17 protein-coding genes are annotated in these 22,985 nt (G+C 67.9%); 4 read left to right on the top strand and 13 right to left on the bottom strand.

Features of this window, described 5'->3' with window-relative positions; translation table 11 throughout:
• Positions 1–133 precede the first annotated feature (133 nt).
• From H295_RS0101575 to H295_RS0101555, 5 genes are all read right to left on the bottom strand, one after another.
• Entirely contained in the window at positions 134–538 is a 405-nt protein-coding gene (locus H295_RS0101575) for an acyl-CoA thioesterase (RefSeq protein WP_020133586.1), read from the bottom strand.
• Between the two features lie 16 nt (positions 539–554).
• Complete coding sequence (locus H295_RS0101570) at positions 555–1,454, bottom strand: nitrilase-related carbon-nitrogen hydrolase (RefSeq protein ID WP_020133585.1); 900 nt, start codon at positions 1,452–1,454, stop codon at positions 555–557.
• Positions 1,454–2,989 (bottom strand): class I adenylate-forming enzyme family protein, encoded by a 1,536-nt coding sequence (locus H295_RS0101565; RefSeq protein ID WP_020133584.1) that lies wholly within the window; start codon positions 2,987–2,989, stop codon positions 1,454–1,456. Before H295_RS0101565 ends, H295_RS0101570 begins: the two co-directional genes overlap by 1 nt.
• A 180-nt stretch (positions 2,990–3,169) precedes the next feature.
• Entirely contained in the window at positions 3,170–4,351 is a 1,182-nt protein-coding gene (locus H295_RS0101560) for an NAD(P)/FAD-dependent oxidoreductase (RefSeq protein WP_158691004.1), read from the bottom strand.
• Positions 4,352–4,418: 67 nt separating this feature from the next.
• On the bottom strand, positions 4,419–5,252 hold the full coding sequence (locus H295_RS0101555; protein WP_020133582.1) for a citryl-CoA lyase: 834 nt from the start codon (positions 5,250–5,252) through the stop codon (positions 4,419–4,421).
• Positions 5,253–5,452: 200 nt separating this feature from the next.
• Between H295_RS0101555 and H295_RS0101550 the strand changes: the two genes are divergently transcribed.
• Together H295_RS0101550 and H295_RS0101545 are read left to right on the top strand one after the other, a co-directional pair.
• Entirely contained in the window at positions 5,453–7,120 is a 1,668-nt protein-coding gene (locus H295_RS0101550) for a PucR family transcriptional regulator (RefSeq protein ID WP_020133581.1), read from the top strand.
• Positions 7,121–7,252: 132 nt separating this feature from the next.
• Positions 7,253–7,732, top strand: a complete 480-nt coding sequence (locus tag H295_RS0101545; protein ID WP_020133580.1) for a MaoC/PaaZ C-terminal domain-containing protein — start codon at positions 7,253–7,255, stop codon at positions 7,730–7,732.
• A gap of 170 nt (positions 7,733–7,902) precedes the next feature.
• Here the strand turns inward: H295_RS0101545 and H295_RS0101540 are convergent, their stop codons facing one another.
• The 8 genes from H295_RS0101540 to H295_RS42580 form a co-directional block, all read right to left on the bottom strand.
• Complete coding sequence (locus H295_RS0101540; RefSeq protein WP_020133579.1) at positions 7,903–9,204, bottom strand: flavin monoamine oxidase family protein; 1,302 nt, start codon at positions 9,202–9,204, stop codon at positions 7,903–7,905.
• Positions 9,205–9,248: 44 nt separating this feature from the next.
• On the bottom strand, positions 9,249–10,322 hold the full coding sequence (locus H295_RS0101535; RefSeq protein WP_028808951.1) for an alcohol dehydrogenase catalytic domain-containing protein: 1,074 nt from the start codon (positions 10,320–10,322) through the stop codon (positions 9,249–9,251).
• Positions 10,323–10,454: 132 nt separating this feature from the next.
• A complete protein-coding gene (locus H295_RS0101530) occupies positions 10,455–11,627 on the bottom strand; it encodes an acyl-CoA dehydrogenase family protein (protein ID WP_020133577.1) in 1,173 nt (390 codons plus the stop codon).
• Positions 11,620–12,522 (bottom strand): polysaccharide deacetylase family protein, encoded by a 903-nt coding sequence (locus H295_RS42585; RefSeq protein WP_020133576.1) that lies wholly within the window; start codon positions 12,520–12,522, stop codon positions 11,620–11,622. Before H295_RS42585 ends, H295_RS0101530 begins: the two co-directional genes overlap by 8 nt.
• 53 nt (positions 12,523–12,575) lie before the next feature.
• Complete coding sequence (locus H295_RS0101520; protein ID WP_028808949.1) at positions 12,576–13,355, bottom strand: SDR family NAD(P)-dependent oxidoreductase; 780 nt, start codon at positions 13,353–13,355, stop codon at positions 12,576–12,578.
• Positions 13,356–13,407: 52 nt separating this feature from the next.
• Positions 13,408–13,848 (bottom strand): hypothetical protein, encoded by a 441-nt coding sequence (locus tag H295_RS47080; RefSeq protein ID WP_020133574.1) that lies wholly within the window; start codon positions 13,846–13,848, stop codon positions 13,408–13,410.
• Entirely contained in the window at positions 13,845–15,482 is a 1,638-nt protein-coding gene (locus H295_RS0101510) for a GMC family oxidoreductase (RefSeq protein ID WP_020133573.1), read from the bottom strand. The genes H295_RS47080 and H295_RS0101510 overlap by 4 nt, the downstream gene beginning before the upstream one ends.
• Before the next feature lie 261 nt (positions 15,483–15,743).
• Positions 15,744–17,273 carry a carboxylesterase/lipase family protein gene (locus H295_RS42580; protein ID WP_020133572.1) on the bottom strand — a complete coding sequence of 510 codons (1,530 nt, stop codon included), beginning with the start codon at positions 17,271–17,273 and terminating at the stop codon, positions 15,744–15,746.
• Between the two features lie 1,584 nt (positions 17,274–18,857).
• On the opposite strand from H295_RS42580, the gene H295_RS0101500 reads away from it, so the two are divergent.
• Positions 18,858–21,413 carry a family 78 glycoside hydrolase catalytic domain gene (locus H295_RS0101500; RefSeq protein WP_234021547.1) on the top strand — a complete coding sequence of 852 codons (2,556 nt, stop codon included), beginning with the start codon at positions 18,858–18,860 and terminating at the stop codon, positions 21,411–21,413.
• A 224-nt stretch (positions 21,414–21,637) separates the two neighbouring features.
• Positions 21,638–22,963, top strand: a complete 1,326-nt coding sequence (locus H295_RS0101495; RefSeq protein ID WP_020133570.1) for an ABC transporter substrate-binding protein — start codon at positions 21,638–21,640, stop codon at positions 22,961–22,963.
• Positions 22,964–22,985: the final 22 nt, after the last annotated feature.

Here is a 22,985-nt window from a genome sequence, read left to right as displayed (position 1 = left end):
CGGGCCTCGGGCCCGGGCGGACCTCTGAGGCAGTGGGGCGGCCTCATAAAGGTCAGTTTTGTCTCGTACCGCCGGAGCGGGAACTGTGATCCGCACAAGGTCCGGCGCGATCAGTTGTGAATCCGACAACGTCCTACAGGTCGGCGATCGTGGACCGAAGGGCCTTGGCGAGGCTGTCGGGAAGCGGCCGTGACGTGGCGGACACGGCATCGACGTTGACGTAGACGAGCCCGATCGTGGCGATGGTGTCCGCGCCGCGGGCCACGAGCACGTCGAGGCCGAAGCTGGACGTGCCGACGCGCGTGCACCGGGCGGTGATGTCCAGCAGGTCGTCGAAGCGCGCGGGCCTGCTGAACGTGAGGGTGGCCGACACCACCGACGGGTCGGTCCCGCCGGCGACGAGGTCGGCGTAGGGCCAGCCGATTCCGCGGAAGAATTCGGTCATCGCCACATCGGCGAGTTCGAGATAGCGGGCGTTGAAGAGGAAGCCCTGGGCGTCCGCCTCGTGGTAGCGGACGCGGTGCTGGTAGGCCGTCATGTCGTCGCTCGGTCCGTCAGCTCGCGCTGCCGGTGAGGAGTCCGGGGTAGAGGTCGAGGCGGCGCAACTTGAGCCCGGGGACTTCCGGGTTCTCACGGGACGCTAGCAGCAGGTCCCGGTCCAGGTCGACGTAGACGATCTCTTCCCTGTCACTGGTCGCTTCGGCGAGGATGCCGTCGTTGCGGCCGAAGGTTCTGTCCACGGGTCCCGTCGCGAGGGCTCGGCCGACGGTGTACATGGGGCCGTCGGCCGGCAGGCCGCTGTGCCCGATGAGCGGGGCCATGACGACGTACGCCTGGTTCTCCATCGCGCGGGCCTGGCAGCCGACCCGCACGCGGTGGACGCCTCGGCGGTTCCAGGTGAGCGAGGGGCAGAAGATCAGCTCGACCCCGCGCTCGACCAGTGAACGGGAGAGTTCCGGGAACTGGATGTCGGCGCAGATCAGCAGTCCCACCGTGAACGGGCCGATGGCCGTCACCAGCAGGTCGTCTCCGCCCCGCGTGCCCATCGCGTGTTCCGGCGGGGTGAGGTGGATCTTGTCCTGCTCCTCCACACGGCCGTCGGGGAACACGATGTACGCGGTGTTCCGAAGCGATCCGTCGTCCGCGGTGCGGTTGTGACTGCCCCCGACCACGACGATCCGGTGCCGGCGCGCCATACGGACGAGCCCTGCGACGATGTCGTCGGTGTAGGCGGTCAGGCCGTGCCGGTAGTCGTCTGCGACGGTCGCGGTCGTGACGGTGTGGCCGTCGAGGCTGGCGAGGAGACCGGTGCTCGCCAGCTCGGGGAGCACCACGACATCGGCACCGGACGCGGCGGCCTCGGAGACCAACGACTCCACGTGGGAAAGGAAGAAGTCCAGCGTGCCCTCGGACCGCAGTTCGAACTGGGTGATGGCGATCTTGAGAGAGTTCATCAGGCCACGTTCCCTTCCAGCGACATGAGCGCCGCCACCGCGCGACGGTCGACCTTGCCGGTGGTGGCGTTGTTCGGCAGACGATCGACGCGTACCAGTCGTGTCGGCACCTTGTACGTGGCCAGACGTTCACCCAGTCCGCGGCGGATGTGATCGGGGTCGAAGGTCGCACCGCCCTCGATCACGACGGCGGCGGCGACGGCCTGCCCGTAGACCGGATCGGGAAGTCCGACCACGGTCGCGTCCCGGATGTCCGGGTCCTCACGCAGTGCGCGTTCGACTTCCGCCGGGGAAATATTGCTACCGCCTCGGATGATCATGTCGGAGAGACGTCCGACCACGTAGACGAACCCGTCCTCGTCCATACGGACGAGGTCCTTCGTCCGGTACCAGCCGTCCGGTGTGAGGGCCTTGGCGGTCTCCTCCTCGTCGCGCCAGTAGCCGAGCATGAGGCCGGGCCCTCGGGAGAAGGCTTCGCCGGCCTCACCGGTCGGCACTTCCTTGCCGTTGGCATCGACGATCCGCAGTTCCGAGCGCGGGACGAGCCTGCCGGCCGAACCCGGCACGGGGTACGGGTCGGCGACAGGGTCGTAGGTGATGAGAGGGAAGCACTCCGAGGCGCAGAAGGTGTCGTGCACGGGGCGGCCGACGAGTTCGGTGAACCGCTGGAAGGCGGCCTCGTTGCGCGGCTCGCCGCCGGAGACGGCGAGCCGGAGCGAAGAGAGGTCCGGTCGGTCGGAAGACCGCTCCAGGTGGTCCACGAGCTTGGCAAACACGGTCGTCACGCCGGGGAGGAAGGTGGCGCCGTCGTTCCTGATGGCCTCGACGAGGAGGTCGGGGCGTGCCCGGCGCAGCGCGATGACCGTTCCGCCGACCAGCAGGGTCGCCATGGACGTGCTGTCGAGGCCGTAGAGCCAGGCCATCGGCAGGCACACGATGGTCCGGTCGGCCGACGTCAGACGCCAGACGTCGGCGTAGGTGCGGGCCCCGTTGTACAAGGCGGTCTGCGAGAGCATGATCGCCTTGGGCCTGCTTGTCGTCCCCGACGAGTAGCAGATGAGGGACACCGGCTCCCGCAGGTCCGCCGGGTTCGGCATCGTCCCCGTGCGCACGGAGGGCGGAGCGAAGTCCGCTCCGTCGATGAGAGCGGTGGGGAGTTCCTCCACGGCGGCGCGCACGGCTCCGGCCGTACCACTGTCGACGAGCACGAGTACAGGGTCGGCGTTGCGCAGCGTGTACAGCAGATCCCCGCGGCCGGTCGAGGGATAGATCGTGGCCAGAACCCCGCCCGCGGTCCATACGGCGAGTGCCGAGAGGAGGAACTTCGACGAGTTCTCGGCGACGATGGCGACTCGGTCACCCCGTTGCAGCCCCGCTGCGGCCAGGCGCTCCGCGCGTCGGTCCATCTCCGCGATGAGCTCGCCGTAGGTGGTGTGACGGCCCTCGTCGATCACTGCCGTCGCCGTGGGCCGCGCGGCGGCGACATGGCGCAGCTCGACGAGGTAGTCGCCGCGTGTCCCTACGTCTCCTGGCATGATTTTCTCCATGGTTGATCGCGAAACGCCGACCGCGACGTCCGAGGACGGGGCTCGCCGTGTTCCGACACGGTAGGCGGGGGCAACCCGCGACTGAATTGGTGTTTGTCCCGCGGTCCGCGACCGTGTTCGGAGAAATACCGACGCCTCGGGGCGATGCCCCAGAAGCGCCGGGGTGATCTAGCGGAGGGCTTCGAGCGAAGGGCGGTCGGCCTTCAGCGCGGCGGCGAACTCGCTCTGCTCACCGGCGATCAGCTCGGCGAGGACCTGTCCCGAGACGGGGGCGCTGGCCACTCCCCAACTGTGACCCGCGTTGACATGGGCCGCGTCGACCCGGTCGACGATCGGCAGATGATCTGGCGTGTCGCTCATCAGGCCGGCCCAGAGCCCGGTGACGCCGAGGTGGGCGTGGGTGGGGTAGCGCTCCAGAGTGGTCGAGATCATGGCCTCGGTCGAGGCGACGCTGATGTGGGGATTGAGCGATCCGTAGGCGTCGATGCCGGCGCCGATCACGAGGGCTCCGCTGCGGTTCTGCGCCAGGCAGTCGTCGTAGTCCAGGCGGTCGGCCCCCTGCGAGGACCGGGCGTGGGGATGCGCGAAAACGCTTGGGTCGTACAGAGGCAGATCGGTGAGGGCACCGCAGTGCACGACTCCACGAGGTCCGTGGAGGATGGCACTCGGTCGCTGGTCGGCGGGCTGGGTGACGACCTGACCCATGCGGGCCGTCGTGACGGGCAGCATGATGCCTTCCGCCGTGAGGTTGAGCGTCCAGGCTCCGGTCGCCCACACGACTCCCGAGGCCCTGATGTCCCCGCGGACCGTTCGGACACCGTCCACATGATTGCCCTGCCGGATGACCGAGAGGACGGCGGTGTTCTCGTAGAGACGCACGCCGGAGCGGACGACCGCCGCGCTCAGGGCGCCGATGAACTGCTGTGTGTCGATCTGCGCGTCCTCGGCGCAGTGGACGGCACCGATCGCGGTCGCGGGCAGCATCGGGGCGTACTTGGCCGCGTGGCTCGCCGACACCATTTCGATCTCGATGCCGCCTGCTCGCCGGTCGCGGACGTAGTCCTCAAGAATGCGGCCCTGTTCCTCCGTTTCGAAGAAGAACAGGCCGCCGAGTTTCCGGTACTCGAAGACGTCTCCGAGTTCTTCGGCGTATTCGGCGTATTTCTCCTTGGCGGCGCGGGCGATCGCGAGTTCGACGCCGCTGCGGCGGGTCTGGACCCAGAGGCAGCCGGGGTTGCGGCCCGAGGCGCCGAACGCCGGGAAGCGTTGTTCGACCACGGCGACGTCGAAGCCCCGTCGGCGCAGTTCGAAGGCTGTACAGAGGCCGGCGAGCCCTGCACCGACCACCACGATGTCTGAAGTTGCGAGAACGTCCGGGATCACGATGGACCGGGTCCCTTCTGTAACGGTCGAGGCGTCACTGCGTCGCTTCCCATCCTGCCGCCTCGAGGTCGGTGGCGAGGTCGCGACGGGGGACGGCGTAGGAGACGTCCTCGGCCGGAATCACCCGTCCGACCCTACCGGAGGCGTACTCCTCCGAGATGTGGGCGACGACCCCGGGCAGCGTTCCGATGACGGTCAGTGCGGTCGACTCCTGGGGGGTGAAGCCGAGCGCGATGCAGATCGCCGCGAGCATGCCGACATCGTTGATCGGGAACTCCTCTCGGCCGGGAAGCCGGGTGAAGGCCAGGTGCACGGCCTCGTAGAGCTGCGCCGCCTCGCCCCACAGGCCCGCGTCGACCGCGACCTGCCGCAGGATCTGGGCGCGTGGGTCGGTGCGCTTGAAGACCGGGTGGCCGAAGCCGGGGATCCGCAGCCGCGCGGCGCGGGCGTCGGCGACCACCTTCTCGGCGTACTCGGCGATGCCCGGCTTGCCGGCTGCCTCGTAGGCGGCATGGGTGTCGGCGATGAAGCGCGCGCTGTTCTCCGTCGCCAGACCGTAGTCCCCGGCGGCCAGGACCGCGGTGGCCAGGCCGGCCTGCATGTTCGGGTTCGCCGACACGACGTACCGTGCCGCGGCCGTACCCGCCTTCTCCAGGCCGTAGTCGAGCACGCCGGTCAGGACGGCGTCGAGGACCCGTGCTTCCTGCGGGGTGGGGAGCCGCCCCTTGATGAGCAGGTACGTGGACGAGGTGAAGGAGAGGCCGATGAGTTCGTCCAGCTTGTATCCCCGGACGAAGACAGTGTCAGGTGTGATCTCGCTGACCGTTGAATGCCAGTACGGGTCCTGGTTCGGCTCTGCCTTCGTCATGACGCGGCGTGCTCCTTCTTTCCGTGCGGATGAATCGCAATCTAGGAGGGCCGCACCTGTAGTCCAATCGGATGTTTTCCAATGACGGGCCGCATCCATTGGAGAACCGCCAAATCCGTAGTCCGTTCATTGGACTATTCTGCGACTGACTTCCTGCCGGCCCGTCACGGTCGGCGTCGCCACCCAGCGAAAAGGTCGCCATGCCCGCCTCGTATCACTCCGTCGAGTTGGGGACGATCCTGACCGAGCTCGGTTCGAGCGTTCGTCTGGTTCCTGGCGGATCGCCGGACCTGACCCGTCCGGTCCGCGGTGTGGCTGTCTGGGTCCCGGGTGACGCGGTGCCCTCCGACCCTGCCATGATCGTGGTCTGTACCGGATTCCGGGCGGGTATCGAGGACGTCTTCCCGCTCCTGGAGGCGGATGGCTCCCGTGTCGTGCTGCTCTGCGACGCGCCGGTCGGAGCCGAGGGTCTCGACGCCACGAGGGTGGCGGGCAACGTCGTAGGGGTGGTCAGCGCCGGCGCCGGCGAGGTGGTCGCATCCGTCGCGCGTTCGAGTCAGAGCATGGAGGAGGCCGTCTCACGGCGCCTCGGGGCGCTGCAACGATCGTTGAGCATCGCGCTTGCCGATCCGGCGCCGATTCCGGCCCTTCTGGTCCGTCTCAAGCGGGTGTGCAACGCGACGACCGCGCTGTTCGACCGGCACGGCGAGGTCGTGCACGCGACCGGTCCGGTTCCGCGCACGCTTCTGTTCGACGAGATCTCCTCGACGAAAGCCGATACGCAGACGCTGGACATCGATGGCTGGCATGGTCTCGCAGCCCGTATCGCCGACCCCTCCACTCCCGACGAGCACACCGGTTGGCTGGTCGTCACGAGCAGACGCCCTGAATTCCCCGACGTGTACGCCACTTCGGCCGTGCATGTGGCCGCCAGCCTGGTCGAGGCCAACCAGCGCATGAGTGTCCTCGTGCGGAAACAGGAGCGGGCAGTGCGCGCCGCTGTGCTCGAACAAGCGCTGGCCTTGCGCAGGGAGCGGCACGATGCCGAACTCGCCGCGCGGGTCGCGGGGTTGGGCATCACCTTCGATACCGAGGTTCGAGTCGTCGTCGCGACGTTCGCCCGCTCCCCGCGCAGCGACCAGCGCCGGCAGGCATCCGACTCCCTTCTGGACACCTTGGGCCAGATGTTGTCAGCGGCTGGGCACCCGTCGTTGATCACTGCTCGTGACAATGGAGCCACGTTGCTCGTCCAGTGCGGCGTGGCCGCACTGCAACGGCTCCTGGGGGCTCACGCGGGTGAGCTGCCATCGCTGCAGACAGGGATCGGGCGGCCGGTCACCGCCGTCGGCGGAATCGTCGACTCGTACAACGACGCCCAGCTGGCCGTGCGCACACTCCGGCGCGTCGCCCAGGACCAGCGGCTCATGGCGTACGAGGACTTCGACTTCGCCACGCGGCTCTTCGCCGATGTCGGTCTGGAGCGGATGGTGGCGTGGGCCGAGGACTTCCTCAATCCCCTCGTGGACCGGGAGAACCTGCTCGCCGGTCTGCGCTCCTACTTCGAGAACGATCAGAACATCAACGTGGCCGCCGAAGCCCTCAACATCCACCACAACTCGCTGCGGTACCGCCTGACCAAGGTCGAGGAATTGCTGACGATCAACCTCAAGCAACCTGCGGCGATCTCCTCGGTCTTCCTGGCTCTCACCGCCATAGACCTCACCAGACAGCCGGGCGCCCTCAAACCGCGGGTGTCCCGATCGCGAGACGAACTCCCGGTCGGCGAGGTCGATGCCTCACGAAGCGTCACAGGCTTCGGCAACGACGGACGCGGCGACCTCGGGGTCGCCCTCGGCCCCGACCGATGACCACCGCTATTCATCTCCTTTGGTGAAGCACCGATTCGGGTCTCTGGAATTGGGGATTCCCACGGTCACCCATAGGTGCCGTCGAGCCCAGAATCTAGGTGTCCGATCCTCTCAGAACGATAGGAGCCCCTGGTGAGCCAGGTAGCCGCCGTCCAGGCGCCCGTCGAGCGTGGCCTCTACTTCGACGAGTTCACCGTCGGCCAGTCATGGGTCACGCCGGCCCGTACGATCACCGACGCCGATCTGGTGGCCTTCGCCGGTATCTCCGGCGACTTCAACCCCCTGCACACGGACGAGGAGTTCGCCAAGAGGACGCAGTTCGGCGGCCGTATCTTCCATGGTCCCGGCGTGTTCGCGGTCGCGACCGGGCTCGAGTCCCGTCTGGGTATCAAGGAGGGCACCGCGATCGCCTTCCTCGGCATGACATGGAATCTCAGGGGTCCCGTGCGCATCGGTGACACGATCCGTGTCGAGCAGCAGGTGGCCGAGGTGCGGCCGTCGAAGTCCAAGCCGGACCGCGGGATCGTGACCTTCGACGTCCAGGTCAAGAACCAGCACGACGAGATCTGCCACGACGGCCAGTGGTTCGTGATGTTCGAGCGTAGGGCCTGACCCGCGTCATCACCCTCCGCATTCTCGTGGCCCGGCCCCGACAGGCCGGGCCACAGCCATGACGCCGACAACGACGATCGACGGTTCCAGGACAGGGAAAGACCTGATGGGGTGCCCCCTCCGCGGGACACCCCATCACGTCAAAGCTCTCTGCAGGTCGTCCGGCATGCCTACCGGCCAAGAATGACACTCACTCCGTCGGCAGCGCGGTAGCCGCTGTTGACGGCTCCCTCCATCCAGGTCCGCCAGACCGAGTCGTCGACGTCGGTCCCAGCGAAGACGACACGGTCCTCCGGCTCGTTCATCGCGCGCAGGAAGTCGTACGCCTGGCCCGGACGATCGATGCGGTGGGTCCCGTCGAAGAGCGGGTCGGTGTTCCAGTCGTGGGCGTCCACGGCGAGCACCTCGGCGTCGGGGTAGTACTCGCGCACCGCAGCCTCGACCTGCTCCCGGTTCGTCGGATCGAGCTTGGCGGCGCCTTCCCCGCCGAAGCCCTTGAGCAGGGAAGACCCGTCGGCGAACTCGTGACCGAGACAGATCGCCTGCAAGGCGCCCATGCCGAGCGCGAAGGGCCGAGGCGGTACGTTGCGCACCACCATCGACGGCTTGTAGGCGCGGCCCTGGTGGTTCGCGGCGAGAAAGTTCCGCTTCTCGTCGGAAAGGCCCGGGCTGAAGTCGATGTGCCGCAGGACGTTGGTGGGTGCCGCGACGACACAGGACCGAGCCTCCACGGACTGGCCGTCGCGGGTACGGACCGTCACACCGGCGGCGGTCTGCTCGATCCGCGCGACATGGTGATGGAGGCGGATCTCCAGACGGGACTGGTCCACCATGCTGTCCAGCAGGGTGCCCGCACCACCGACGAAACGTTCCGTGAGCGCGCTGGCGAACCCGTAGGGGCTGTGGCCGAATCCTGCGGTCTGAGCGATGAAGCTCAGCATGGAGGCCTCGCGCGGGTCCGCGCCGGTGTACCAGGCGATCGTCGCGTAGAGCAGGTCACGGGTGGCCGGTCCGAGGTCGAGGGGGGCGATGAACTCGTCCACCGAGACGTCCAGGTCGCGGATCGGCTGGCTGCTGAGCCGTTGGGAGGGAGCGATCCGTTTCGAGGCGTCCCGCAGGTGTCCGACGATCCGTTCCAGGTCACCGATCTCGCTGCCCGGCACGGGGAAGGAGCGTAGGACGCCGTCGGTGATGAAGGCGGCGCTGCCGGGCGCCACGTCTTCGGCCAGGGCGATGCCGTACCGCTGGATCTCGCGTCGGATCCCGGGTTGCAGGTCGCGGTTGACCCAGCTGCCGCCGAGTTCGGCCATGAGGTCTTCCCGGCCGGCGAAGGGCCGCGCGTAGGTGCGTCCGCCGATTCTCGGTCCCGCTTCGAGAATCACGACGGAGCGCCCGCGGTCGACAAGGTCACGAGCCGCCGTGATCCCGGCGAAGCCGGCTCCCACGACCACTGCGTCGTACGGTCCGTTCATGGTGGTGCGTCCTTCCAGCAGGCGGGGCGGTCATGTGCCGGCGGTCAGTCCATGAACGTGATGAGCGGTTTGATGTGACCGGGCTCGCGTGCGGTGACCTCGGTGAGCGCACGCTCGACGTCGTCGAAGGCGTAGTGCCGGGTCAGCAACGGTGTGGGGTCGAGGCGTCCCGTCTCGACGAGTCGCAGGAGCCGCCCCAGCCGCTCGCTGCCGGAGCGCTGGAACGTACTCAGGATGGTCTTGTCGCCGATGCCCCAGCCCCACTGGGCGAGGGGAACCGAGAGCGATGCGTCGTCCGGCCCGCTGTACGAACTCAGGACGGCGATCACGCCGCCCAGGCGGGTGACGGCCACCGCTCGGGGAAAGGACTCCCTCACTCCCGACGCTTCGACCGCGCAGTCGGCGCCCGTGCCTGACGTGAGCTGCCGGATCTCGGCCTCGATGTCGTGTTCGGCGAGGTTGAGCGCGTGGTGGGCTCCGACGGTTTTCGCCAGGGACTCGCCGCCTGGCCGGGCCTTCACTGTCACGATCAGGCCGGCTCCCATGGCACGGGCCGTCATCGTCGCGGCGAGACCTACGTGCCCTTGGCCGAAGATGACGACCGTGCCGCCCATGGGGAACCGCGCCGCCTCCGGGCCTGTGCTCCCGGAGGCGATGGTGTCGGGCACACAGAGGGCGGCCGCATCGGTCACACCGTCCGGGATCGGCACCAGGTTGTGCTGAGCGGACGGTACGGCGAAGTACTCGGCGAGGCTGCCGTCGCGGCTGACCCCGTACGTGTAACCGCCCCACGCCGTCCCACCGCAGTGGCCGCTGAAGCCCCGCTGGCAGTTGGCGCACTGTCCGCAGGGTGTCGTGGAGGCGACGGTGACGCGTTGGCCGACGGAGAACCCGCTGACGAGGGCGCCGATCTCGTGGACGACGCCGACGGCCTCGTGTCCGAGCACGGTGCCGTCGGGGGTCGGGAACGCTCCGCTGACGCACGCGGCGTCGGCCGAACAGAGCGAGGCGGCCGTGGTGCGGACGACCACCTCGCCGGGGCCCGCCTTCGGAATCGGCCGGTGCTCGATCGCGGCCTTTCCCCCTCGGAGCACCAGGGCTTTCATCGTCTGACTCATGTTCGTTTCCCCTGTGGTGTGGTCGGCGCCCGAATCGCCGGGGAGGGCTTCGCGTGTTGATCGCCATGGCCTCCGTCGGCCGGACCGACCGACGAAAGCCGTCGCAGCCGGGGGGCACGCCCGGCCGCCGCCCTAACGAACCTGTGCGAGCACACTTTCGGCGACCGAGAGCATCAGGATGTCGTTCATGCCTTCGCCGATCGCCATCAGCGGCGCGTCGCGGTAGAAACGCTCGACGGGGAACTCCGTGGTGTAGCCGTAGCCACCGTGGATCCGCATGGCCTCCAGAGAGGCCTGGATACAGGTCTCGGAGGCGAAGACCTTGGCCATCGCGGACTCGACGCTGGCCCGGCCCTCGGCCTGGGTCTTCACGGCAGCGTTGATGGTGAGCAGGCGGGCGGCGTCGATGCGCAGGGCCATGTCGGCGAGCTTCAGCTTGATCGCCTGGTAGTCGGCGATCGGACGGCCGAAGGCCTCCCGCTGCTTCGCATAGCGGGCAGCAGCTTCGAGACTCGCGCGGGCGATACCGATGGAGGCGCCGGCCATGTAGATCCGGCCGCGGTCGAGGGCCGACATCATCTGGTAAAAGCCCTGGCCTTCGACATCTCCGAGCAGCTGACTCGCGGGAACCACCGCGTTGTCGAACGCGAGCTCACACAGCTCCAGCCCCTTGTGGCCGAGCTTCTTCATGTCGCGCCCGATGGTGTAGCCCGGCGTGTCCGGCTCGATCAGCATCAGGCTCATGCCACCCCGATGAGGTGGCTGTGCCGTCGGGTCCGTACGGACCATGACCACGAGGGGCGCCGCGTGACGGGCCTGGGTGATCATCGTCTTGGTGCCGTTGAGCACGTACGAGGCGCCGTCGCGCCTGGCCGTGAGCCGGATGTTCTTCAGATCGCTGCCGACGGCGGGCTCGGTCATCGCCATGCCACTGGTGCGGCTGCCCGCGGCGAGCCCGGGCAGGTACTTCCGCTTCTGCTCCGCCGTGCCGTAGCGGGCGATCAGAAAGGCGCCGCTCGCGGAGCTGCCCACCACACTGGCTAGGCCCATCCAGCCGCGTGCGAGTTCCTCGAAGACCAGGCCGTAGCTGATGTAGTCGACGTCGGATCCGCCATACTCCTCGGGAACGGACATTCCCATGATCCCCAGGGCGGCCATCTCCGGAATCAGGTCATCGGGGTACTCGTCCTTCGCTTCCCGTTCCATGACTGTGGGGATGACGCGTTCGTCGACGAACTGCCGGACGACGGCACGCAGGGCGTGGTGGTCTTCGGTGAGGCCGAGGATGGTGCTCTGTTCAGACATTGCGGATGCCTTCGGGATCGGCGGGGTGCGGGCCGCCGTCCGGGCGGGACGGCTCGGGGTCGGACCAGGCGTCGTAGGCCTGTGACAAAGTCGGGAACCAGATGCCGTCGTGGTCGGTGACGTGGTCCAGGAAGCGCTCCAGCATGACCATGTTGTTCGCCCGGCCGATGGTCTGCGGATGGAGGGCGAAGGTCATGATCTCGCCGGGGCACCGCTCGTAGGCGAAGTCGAAGCTGTCCTTCCAGCGTTCGAGGACCGCCTGGTTCGACTGCATGAGCGGGCTGCCCTTGAACGACTCCAGCTCGGGGAAGTCGTCGAGATACCAGTGCACGGGAAACTCCAGCACCGCGCTCTCGGGCCCGAAGGCGTTGCCGAGTTCGAGGTCCAGGTGCGTGACCATCCGCGGGTGGTACGGCGTGAAGTCGCGCCCCATCAGCGAGGAGTCCCAGTCGAACCCGTACTCGGCCAGCAGGTCGAGCGTGATGTCGGTGACGTCCAGGGCCGGTGAACGGTATCCGCGCGGTCTGATGCCGAGGAGGCGCTCGTGCTGTTCCAGCTGCAGCTCGAGGAGCCGCCGTTCCTCAGCCGGCTCCAGCTTCGGGACGTACTCGTGGTAGACCCCGTGAGCGGCGATCTCGTGACCCGCGGACAGGATCGCGTCGACAGCCGGACGGAAGGTCTGCACCGTGTGCGTCGGCACTGACCAGGTGGTGGTGATGCCGTACCGCTCGAAAGTGTCGAGCAGACGCGGCACACCGACCTCCGCACCGAACTCACCGCGTGAGAGGAGTGTCTGCGAGCCGGAGCGGAAGGTTCCCATCCAGACGCTGTGCGCGTCGAAGTCAGGGCCGAGCGAGATCGCGAGCCGCTTTCCCTCGGGCATGGCGAGTGGCATGAGCAGGTCCTGTCGTAGGCCGGATCGGTCGGTGTTCGGTCGATTCGGCGTCGTCAGCTGGCGATCCAGCCGCCGTCGACGTGGATCACCTCGCCGTTGATGTAGGCGGCTCCCGTGCTGGCCAGGAAGAAGACGGTGGCCGCGATCTCGGCCGGTTCCCCGCTGCGTCGCGCGGGGATGAGCAGGTCCATCAGGTCCGTGCTCGTGCCGACGCCGACGTTGGTGTCCGGGACGAGGTTCCCGAGGATTTCTTCGGACGTCGCACGGATTCCAGTACGGACCACACCCGGCGCCACGAGGTTCGCGGTGACGCCGTAGCCGCCGAGGTCGTAGGCGAGGCGGCGGACGAGGCCTTCCAGCGCCGCCTTCGAGGAGCAGTACGCGAGGCCGTCGGGCATCGCCCGCTGAGCCGCGATCGAGCCGATGCTGATCACGCGCCCCGACCGTTGGGCGATCATCTGCTCGCTGACCGCCTTGACGACGTTGAACGTCCCGGTGAGGTTGATCCCGATGACCTTGTCCCACAGCTCGGCGGTGGTGTCCCGGATGCTCGCGCAGCCGTCGAAGACTCCGGCGTTGCTCACGAGGACGTCGATACTGCCGTGCTCGAGCACGACCTGTTCGGCCAGGGCCTCCACGGAAGCCGCATCCGTGACGTCGACCTCGTGGGTGCTCACGTTCGCACCGGCAAGTACTGCTGCCGTCGACTTCAGACGCTCGGCGGAGAGATCGGCGAGATAGAGCCGGTCACCCGCCGCGGCGAATACCTCGGCGACTGCCGCCCCGATCCCACTGCCGGCACCGGTGATGATCACACTTCTCGACTTGGACAACTGTCTCGTCTCCTGCTGACGGCGTGGGTGGAGCCCGCTGCTGACTTGCTGCTCACTGGGGCGTGGGCACGTAGACGGCGCCACGTGCCACCACCGGAGCGACAAGCTCGTCGGAGCACACCTCTTCCGGTGTGGCGAGCGCGATGGGACGGCGGCCCTGTCCGGGGTATCCGAGCGCGGAACGCACGTCACGGGACATGTAGTAGGCGGACTGCAGAGCAAAGACCACCTGCTCAAGGTCCTCACCCGCCCACAGCTCGATGTCGGCGAACGTGCACGTCTCTGAGGCGGCCGCGAGGTCACCGACCCTGTTGACGAGAGGCCAGAGCCGCGGGTCGGCCTCCAGTACCTGGTCCAGCAGCTCCAGGTGAGCGCCCACGGCACCTCCGGAGGGCAACGTCCGGGTACCGGGGAGCAGCACGTCGATGATCAGGGCAAGACCACCGCGGGTCCGGTCGGCGATCGTGATCTTCCTGCGAATCTGCATGGTCACACCGGGACTTTCTGACTGCTCGCGGTCTCCATCAGGTGCTCCACCGCGCGGGCCGCGAAGGCCACCACCGTCGAGGTCGGGTTGACCGACGAGGAGGTCACGAACACGCTGCCGTCCAGGACGAAGAGGTTGGGGACGTCATGGGCGCGGCCGAACTGGTCGACCACCGAGGTGGCCGGATCGTCACCGCACCTGGCGGTCCCGAGCATGTGCCAGCCGACGCCGGGCATCCACGGCACCACCTTCGTCTCGATCGCGCCGGCGGCCCGGTGTGCCTCGTGCATGCGCTCCACGTTCCACTCCAGGTTGCGCATGCTGTCCGCGGAGAGCCGATACGTGATCTTCGGCGCCGGAATACCGGAGCTGTCGACCATGTCGGGGCTGAGGGTCACGGTGTTGCTCACGTCCGGCAGGTCCTCGATGGAGGCCGCCCACTCGAAGGCCCGGCCGAGGGCACGGTCGACGAGTGCCTGGCCCGCGGCGCCGGTCCGTTCGGAGATGGGCAGATCGGCGTACCTCGCCAGGATCTCCATCGGGCCCGGGATCGCCATCGCCGACCACTTGGCGCCGCGGGCGAATCCGCGGCTCAGATCGGTCTCGGCGAACTGCAAGGAGTAGAGGTTGGCGCCGAACGGGCCGAGCCAGCTCTCGAGCTGCTCTTCGTAGACGCCCATGACGCCGACGAACGGGTGCATCATCAGCCGCTTGCCGACCAGACCTGACGAGTTCGCGAGGCCGTCGGGGAAGCGCTCCGAGGTGGACAGCTGGAGCAGGCGCGGGGTTCCGACACCGTTGGCGCACACGATGACCACCGCTGCGGACGTGTGGTGCTCCGTGCCTGCCGCGTCGATCCAGGTCGCGCCGTTGGCGAGGCCGGCCTTGTCGACCGTCACCTCCCGCACTCGCGCCTCGGTGATCAGGGTGACGCCCGCGGCGAGGGCCGCGGGCCACATCGCGACGTCGAACGATCCCTTCGCGCCTTCGGGGCAGCCCGACATACAGGTTCCCCAGCGCGCGCACGCGCCCCGGTCGCCATGGGTCCTCGTCATGATGGCCTGGGTGGCCGGCCACCAGTGCCAGCCGAGCTTGTTCATGCCTTCGGCCGCCTTCACACCGATCCGGCCGATCGGAACGCCCGGCATCGGGGGCGCGACGGTCGGCGGGTACGCCGGGTCACCAGGGCGCCCGGAGACACCGACCATCTCGTCGAGCAGTTCGTAGTACGGCTCGAGGTCCTCGTAGGTGAGCGGCCAGTCGTCGGCGAAGCCGTACAGGCTGCGGACCCGGAAGTCGGAGGGGACGAATCGGGGCCACTCGGCACCGTAGAAGATGCTGCTGCCGCCGACCCCGTTGAAGTTCAGAGGGTGCACGTCCGCTTCGGACACGTCGCAGGGGTAGTCCCACGTGCTGCGACGCACGTTGGGATCCGCGGACCACGAGCTTGCGAGCAGGACGTCCCGCTCCGGTTTGTCGCTCGGGTAGTCGCTACGGTTCACCCAGCCACCCTGTTCCAAGCAGGTGACCCGGTATCCGCCTTCGGCGAGGATCCGTGCCGCGGTGGCTCCAGAAGGGCCCGCCCCGATGATCAGGACATCCGTAACCGCCTCGTCCGGCGGCTGCCCGACTACTGTCATCTGAAGTCTCCTCGGTGGTCCGCCCTGCCGTCCCGCGGGGTTCGTGCCGGCGGTGAAGGTGCTCACTTGCCAGGCAGCCTAAGAAGTCCTGGTCCGGACCCGAACTGTGAGCTGTCCAAATCTCTCGCGCCGCGGCGGTGAGAAGTCCAAAGACCTCGCCGCGGAAAGTCCGGGATACACGCAAGTGGGCGACCGGATCGCCGCGGGATCGCGGCCCGCAACGCTCCCGTCGCCGCCCCCCGCACGAGGGTTCCCGCGTAGCTACCACACGGTGGGCAGCCCCTCGATGAGATGCCGACGGGACGCGTTCCGGTCGCTCACCACGCTTGCGGAGCCCCGGTCGAACACCAGAGTCGGACGTGTGCGGGTGTTGTAGGCGGGCCAGGCCAGGTCCGCGGTCGAGGGGTCCCCGCTCCGGGCGAACGCACCCCAGGCGTGCATCATCCGGTCGGCCAGCACGAACCGCTGCCCTGTGGGGTCATCGGCGGAGCGCGCGGCATCGCTGTCACTGCCGTCCCACGCCGTGGGGTAGGTGAGGTTTCCGAGCACGAAGGGAAGTTCACCCGCGTGTACGGCCCATGAGCTGCCGAAGCACGGTGTGCGCCACGCGAACTCGTAGAAGTAGACGGGGCCGGGTGTGGACTGCTTCAACTCCGCCTGGATCAGTGCGGAGTGCCACATCCACAGGTCCGTGGTCATCGCCACGAGGAGTTCCAGACGAGTGTCGGAGGGCATCGCCCGGCGATAGCCGGCCAACAGCCGAGCGAATTCGTCGTCGGACAGGGTGGGGGCCAGACCGAAGGTGTCGAACCTCTGCCTGAGCTCCGTGTCCGTATCGATCTGATCGGTCATGCCCGGCAGGAAGACCGCCGTCTCGTGACTGGTGGTGCCGATCATCATCGGGATCCCTCGGCTGCCTGCCGGAGCGTGCCCCGTCCAGGTCTGGTCCGGGATGAAGCAGCCGTCGACGACCGGCTGGAAGGCAAGCATGGACAGCTTGCTCTCGACGGTCCGGGCCGCCTGCTTGAGCTCTTCCGACGACAGCTTCCGCAGCCGTGACTCGGTGAACTTCCCGCCTCCCAGCGCGGCGAACGTCGCGTCGGTGACCTCGTTCGCCTGCTCCCGCGTCAGGACAGCCAGTTGGGAACCGCTCTGGACGATCGCCTTGTGGACGAGACCACGGGCGGACGGCGCGGCCAGGAGGGCGTTGATCTTGGCGCCACCGCCGGATTCACCGAAGGCGGTGACGTTGCCAGGGTCGCCGCCGAATGCGCCGATGTTCTCCCGGACCCAATGCAGCGCCGCCACGAGGTCGCGCTGACCAGGGTTGGCGTGTTCCGCCAGTTCGGGAACAGCGTCGCCGAGCCAGAGATAGCCGAAGACGTTGAGCCGGTGATTGACCGAGACCACGACAACGTCGGCCACTTCAGCCAGACGGGCACCGTCGTAGGTGGGTGCACCCGCGGATCCGTAGCCGAATGCTCCGCCGTGGATCCAGAGCATGACCGGTCTGGCCTTGGCATCGCCGGTGCACGACGCCGGCGTCCACACGTTGAGATGGAGACAGTCCTCGGACTCCGGCTCAGGGTCCAGCCACGCGGGGAAGTCGGGGTTGTCCTGGACACACGGGTGCCCCGGCACGGTGGCGTTCCGGACGCCTGTCCAGGGCTGAGGAGCTCGGGGCGCGCGGAACCTGTCGGCTCCGACGGGAGGCGCGGCATAGGGGATCCCCTTGAAGGACCGGACGGCGCCGGTCTGCTCACCCTTGACTCGACCGTAGCGTGTGCGCACGACCAGCTCCTTGTCTCTCACACGAGCGGCTCGGGCTGAGGCGGGAGCTGCCATCCCGAGGCCGGTGCATGTCATGCCGCTCACAAGAGCTGCGGCGGCCAGCCGGCGTCGGTGACCGATTTGACTGTCTGGCGCTGAATGCTCCGCTCATGGCCCTGAACCAGCGGGGATTCACGAGACCATAGGCGGAGAACATGCCCGCTTGAATTGGTGAATGTACGAATTCACGGGGCCCGGACAGTGCAGGATTCAGTCGCGCACATGGGCCGCCAGGCTGTGCTCGTTCCCACGACCTGGCACGCCGGGCGCTGCTTGTGCGGGCCATGGCCAGCACACCTCAACCATATCGTCGGCTGGTGGTTTCAGGAATGAGCCCTCGGTCGAGGCTGATCTCCCTGCCTCTGCAAAGGGGCAGCCGTCCGGCCGAGGGGGCGAAGGCCCTGGAATGCGTTATAGCCGGCCAGGACCGTACTTCGTGTTCAACGCCTGCCCGACCGGCTGTAAGTCGGTGGCCGGCGGTGATCGAACCCGTTGCACCGACTCGCCGTGCTGGTGGCGACACCGCGCAAGTGTGTGACGGCACGACGGCACCCCGGGCGGAACCTGCCCGCCCGGGGTGCGCATGGTCTGCGAACCGTATCGTCCGTCGCCGGGACACTGCTCGCTGGAGATGCCACGGGATGGCGTCCCGCTGGGTGGTGTGGCCGATCAAGGCGCCGGAATCCGCAGTTCAGGATCGGTGGCTCCGCCGGACCAGGCGGTCAACTCGCCTCAGCAGGGCACCTCGTGGGCTGCCGACTCTGTGGAGATCGTCAGGGGACTCGTACCGGAACGCGTAACGCTTGATCCCCTACACCACGACGCGGGACGCGACCTGCCACGGAGCCGGACGCACCTCTGTGGCCACCTTGACCGGACCAGCACCAGCCCTTCCTCCGGCCTTGCACACAAACGCCCTGGTTGAACCCGTGGAGTCGGCAGTCCGTAACCTCGGCGCAGGCTTCTTCCCTGACTTCACGGAGCATCGTGTCGACCCACTGCTCCTACCGCTCGGAGTGATCGCCGCGTAGGCCCACCGCTGGCCCTCTTCCGTGACCACGACAATCCGATTGTTGGTGACGAACACGGCAACACAGTGCCTACGTCGTAGATCTTCCAATGACCGGGCGGTCGATCTTCTCGTACCGTCGAGCCGACACAGCGATCCAATCGCACACGAGACCCATGGAGGTTGGTCCGCGTCGTGATCCTTTCTGCGGCCGGACACCGCCCCGGAAGTCCGCACTTTTTGCCCGCCCCCCGGGGAGCATCGACTGTTACGCGCCCTCGGTGACGAGCGGCTGCGGTAGCTGTCGGTCATCAACCCCAACCTGATCGCTGTCGAGTAGGCCGCGACCCCTCGAGCCCGGCGAGGGTGCATGGGTTGTCGGCCCGGCACCGGCGATCACGTCGCGGTCCACGGCGCCGGACCGCGGCTCGACGTCCGGCTCCCACGGGCATCTTCGGCCCGAGGGCCCGTCCACGTCAGCGGAAGGAAAAGACTTGGCTCAGGACACCTCTGCAGCGGCCACCACCGTGGTCGGCGTGCGCTTCGAACATCGCGACGACGCTCTCGGCATCGGAACCGCGTCGCCCCGTCTTTCCTGGCGGGTGCGTGCAACTGATCCCGCATGGCGGCAGACGACCTACGAGGTGGAGCTGAACGGCGCCACGGTGGTGCGGATCGAGTCGGCCGAGCAGATCCTGGTGCCCTGGCCCTTCGACCCGCTGCCGTCCCGTACCCGCGCGCGAGTCCGGGTGCGTGTGGCGTCCGACGCGGGGTGGAGCGGCTGGAGCGAGGCCGTCGACGCGGAGACGGGACTGCTGCGTCCCGACGACTGGACAGCCCGGTTCATCAGCCCCCACACTCATGGCGCCCTCGACGCTCCGGCGCCGGAACTGGTGGGGAGGGCCGTACTGCGCGCGGGCGTGGTGAGTGCCCGGCTCCACGCCACGGCACACGGTGTCTACACCGCCTCGCTCAACGGCACGCGGGTCGGCGACGAGGTTCTCGCACCGGGATGGACCAGCTACCACCACCGACTGCGCTACCAGACCCACGACGTCACCGCCCTGCTGCACGAGGGCACCAACACCCTCTCGTTCCTGCTCGGCAACGGTTGGTATCGGGGCCACCTCGGCTGGTGGGGTGCGCGCGCCCGGTACGGCGACAGGCTGGCCTTGTTCGCGCAGCTCGAAGTCCGGTACGAGGACGGGTCGGTCGAGGTCTTCGGCACCGACGAGGAATGGCGGGCCCGGGACACCGGAATCGTCTCGAACGACCTGTACGGCGGCCAGCGTACCGATCTGCGGTTCACGCCCGGAGAGGCCACCGGTCCGGTCGATGTGCTCCCGGACGCGGAAGCGGACCTGATCCGGCTGGTCGCCCCGGAGGGGCCGCCGGTGCGCGTCACGGAGGTGCTGCCCGCTCTGCGGGTCTGGTCGTCGCCTTCGGGGCGTACCCTCGTCGACTTCGGGCAGAACGTCGTCGGCTGGATCCGGCTGAGGGTACGCAAGGCCGCGGCGGGCCGGGAGATCGTCGTCCGGCACGCCGAGGTGCTGGAGGACGGAGAACTGTGCACCAGGCCGCTGGGGCGGGCCGAAGCCGCCGACACCTACCTGCTGGCGGAGGCCGAGGAGACTCTTCTCGAACCCTCCCTCACCTATCACGGCTTCCGTTATGCCGAGATCGGCGGTGTACCGGAGCTGGCCGCCGGGGATCTGCAGGCCGTGATCGTCGGCAGCGATCTTTCCCGTACCGGTTGGTTCTCGTGCTCGGATCCCGATCTCACCCGGTTGCACGAGAACGTCGTCTGGAGCACCCGGGGCAACTTCCTGGACGTACCGACGGACTGCCCGCAGCGCGCCGAGCGGCTCGGCTGGACCGGCGACATCCAGGTTTTCTCCCCGACCGCCTCCTTCCTCTTCGATACGGCTGGGTTCCTGTCCTCCTGGCTCGCCGATCTCGCCGCTGAACAGCACCTCGACGGTTCGGTGCCGTTCGTGGTCCCCGATGTCTTCGGCGCCGAACCGGCGGAGGGTGTGCCTGGGTTCTTGATCACTCCGAGTCCTGCCGCCGCCGCCTGGGGCGACGCGGCCGCGGTGGTGCCGTGGGTGCTGTACGAGCGCTACGGCGACACCGGCATTATCGAACGCCAGTACGTAAGTGCGCGGGCCTGGGTCGACAAGATTGCCTCGCTGACCACCGACGAAGTGTGGGCCGGAGGGTTCCAGTTTGGCGACTGGCTGGACCCGGCCGCACCGCCGGACAACCCGTTCGCCGCTCGCACCCCTGCGGACGTCGTCGCCACCGCGTGCCTGGTTCGGTGCGCACGGATCGTCGCCACGATGGCCGCCGTGCTGGGCCGCTTCGAGGAGGCCGGACAGTACGATGCGCTCGCGTCCGGCACCCGCGAGGCGTTCGCCCGCGCCTTCGTCGACGATTCCGGGCGCATCGCGGGCGACTCTCCGACCGCCTACGCCATGGCCCTGCGGTGGGATCTGCTCTCCAGGGCCGACCAGCGCAAGGCCGCGGGAAGCAGATTGGCCGACCTCGTGCGTGCGAGCGGCTACCGGATCGCCACCGGGTTCGTGGGCACGCCGCTGATCACCGACGCGCTCACTGCTGCGGGCCATTCGGACGTGGCCCACCGACTGCTGCTGGAGCGGGAATGCCCGTCCTGGCTGTACGCCGTGACGATGGGTGCGACCACTGTGTGGGAACGCTGGGACAGCATGCTCCCTGACGGCACGGTCAATCCCGGCTCGATGACGTCCTTCAACCACTACGCCCTGGGAGCAGTCGCCGACTGGATGCATCGCACTGTGGCAGGCCTCGCCCCCGGAGCTCCCGGCTACCGGGAGATCGTCGTTCGTCCGCTGCCGAACCGGTCGCTCACCCATGCCGGCGCCCGGCATCTCACCCCGTACGGCGAGGCCTCGGTGAGCTGGCGACGTGACGGCGGGCGCTTCCACCTGGAGGTCGTCGTGCCGGTAGGCAGCCAGGCCACCGTCCATCTGCCCGAAGAAGGGCGCGCGCCGCTCATCGTCACCCATGGCGAGCACTCGTGGACCACCGAGGACCCCTGTGCCCGGCGGTGATCGCGCCGAGCCGCAACCCGGCGGCGGTCCTCGGCAGTGGGGGTGGCAAATCGCCGATTCGGGACTTCGCCAGTTCAGCGCCCGCTTCCTTGGAATTCTCCCAATGGTCCTCAGACAGCCCCCAGCGATTGAATCCTCGAACAGGCAGGCACTGTCCTCCCATCTTGCCCGCCCCCTTTCTCGGCTCATCGGCTGAAACGATCCAATTCGCTGGAGGACCACTCATGAGGTCAAGCACTTCCGGGAAGGGGAGAACGGCCCTTGTCGCGGCCGCCGTTCTCCCTCTCCTTCTGGCCGGCTGTAGCGCCGGCTCCCTCGGCTCATCCAACGACAGTGGGAGCGGGACGACGATCAAACTGCTCGTCGACAACACACCGGACAGCGTCCAGTCCACTCAGCGACTGATCAAGGATTTCGAAGCGAAGAATCCGCAGATCAAGGTGAAGATGGAGACCCGTCCGGTAAGCGTGGACGGTGACAACCTCGTCAAGACGCGGCTGCAGACGAACACGATGGACGATGTCTTCGCCTACAACTCGGGCTCGTTGTTCCAGCAGATCAACCCGAAGCAGAACCTCACGCCGCTCACCAAGGACTCGTACCTCGACGACGTCGACAAATCCTTCCTCCCCCAGGTGTCGGTGGGCGGCCAGGTGTACGGGGTCCCCTACGGATCGACATACGGCGGCGGCGTCCTCTACAACAAGAAGGTCTACGCCAAGCTCGGTCTGACGGTGCCGAAGACGTGGGCCGATTTCATCTCGAACAGCAAGAAGATCAAGGCCGCGGGAATCGCTCCGGTCATCCAGACCTACCAGGACACCTGGACCGCCCAGGTTCTCGTCCTGGGCGACTACCACAACGTCGCGGCAGCAGAGCCGGAATTCGCACGGAAGTACACCGAGAACAAGGCGTCGTACGCGTCGGACGCGAACGCGGTCAAGGGCTTCAATCACCTGCGGCAAATCCATGATCTGGGACTGCAGAACTCTGACTACGCGTCCTCGACGCTCGTCAAGGGCCTGCAGATGCTGGCCACGGGTAAGGGCGCTCAGTACCCGATGCTCTCGGTCGTCCTCAGCGCGCTCCAGGCGACCAACCCGCAGCAAGCCAACGACATCGGCTTCTTCGCTCTGCCGGGTGACAATCCCTCCGCCAACGGCATGACCGCCTGGTATCCCTATGGTCTGTACGTCCCGAAGTCCACCACCGGGGACAAGCTCACCGCGGTCAAGAAACTGCTCGCGTTCGTCGCGAGCCCGGCCGGCTGCGCGTCGCAGACCAAGGCGGCGACACCGACCGGCCCCTACCTGGTCAAGGGCTGCACTCTGCCCTCGACGGTGCCGACCGCCACCAAGGACGTGGCGGCCTACTTCGCCAAGGGTGACCAGAGCCCTGCCCTGGAGTTCGCCTCCCCGGTCAAGGGACCGAACCTGGAACAGATCTGCGTCCAGGTCGGCTCCGGCATGACGAGCGCCCATAGCGGCGCGTCGCAGTACGACAAGGACGTCAAGAAGCAGGCTCAGCAGCTCGGTCTGCCCGGGTGGTGACACAGGGAAGAGTCGTCCGTCG

The organism is Streptomyces sp. 351MFTsu5.1 (assembly GCF_000383655.1).
In the GTDB taxonomy this organism is placed as follows: Bacteria; Actinomycetota; Actinomycetes; order Streptomycetales; family Streptomycetaceae; genus Streptomyces; species Streptomyces griseorubiginosus.
This window is presented reverse-complemented; position numbering and strand designations above follow the sequence as displayed.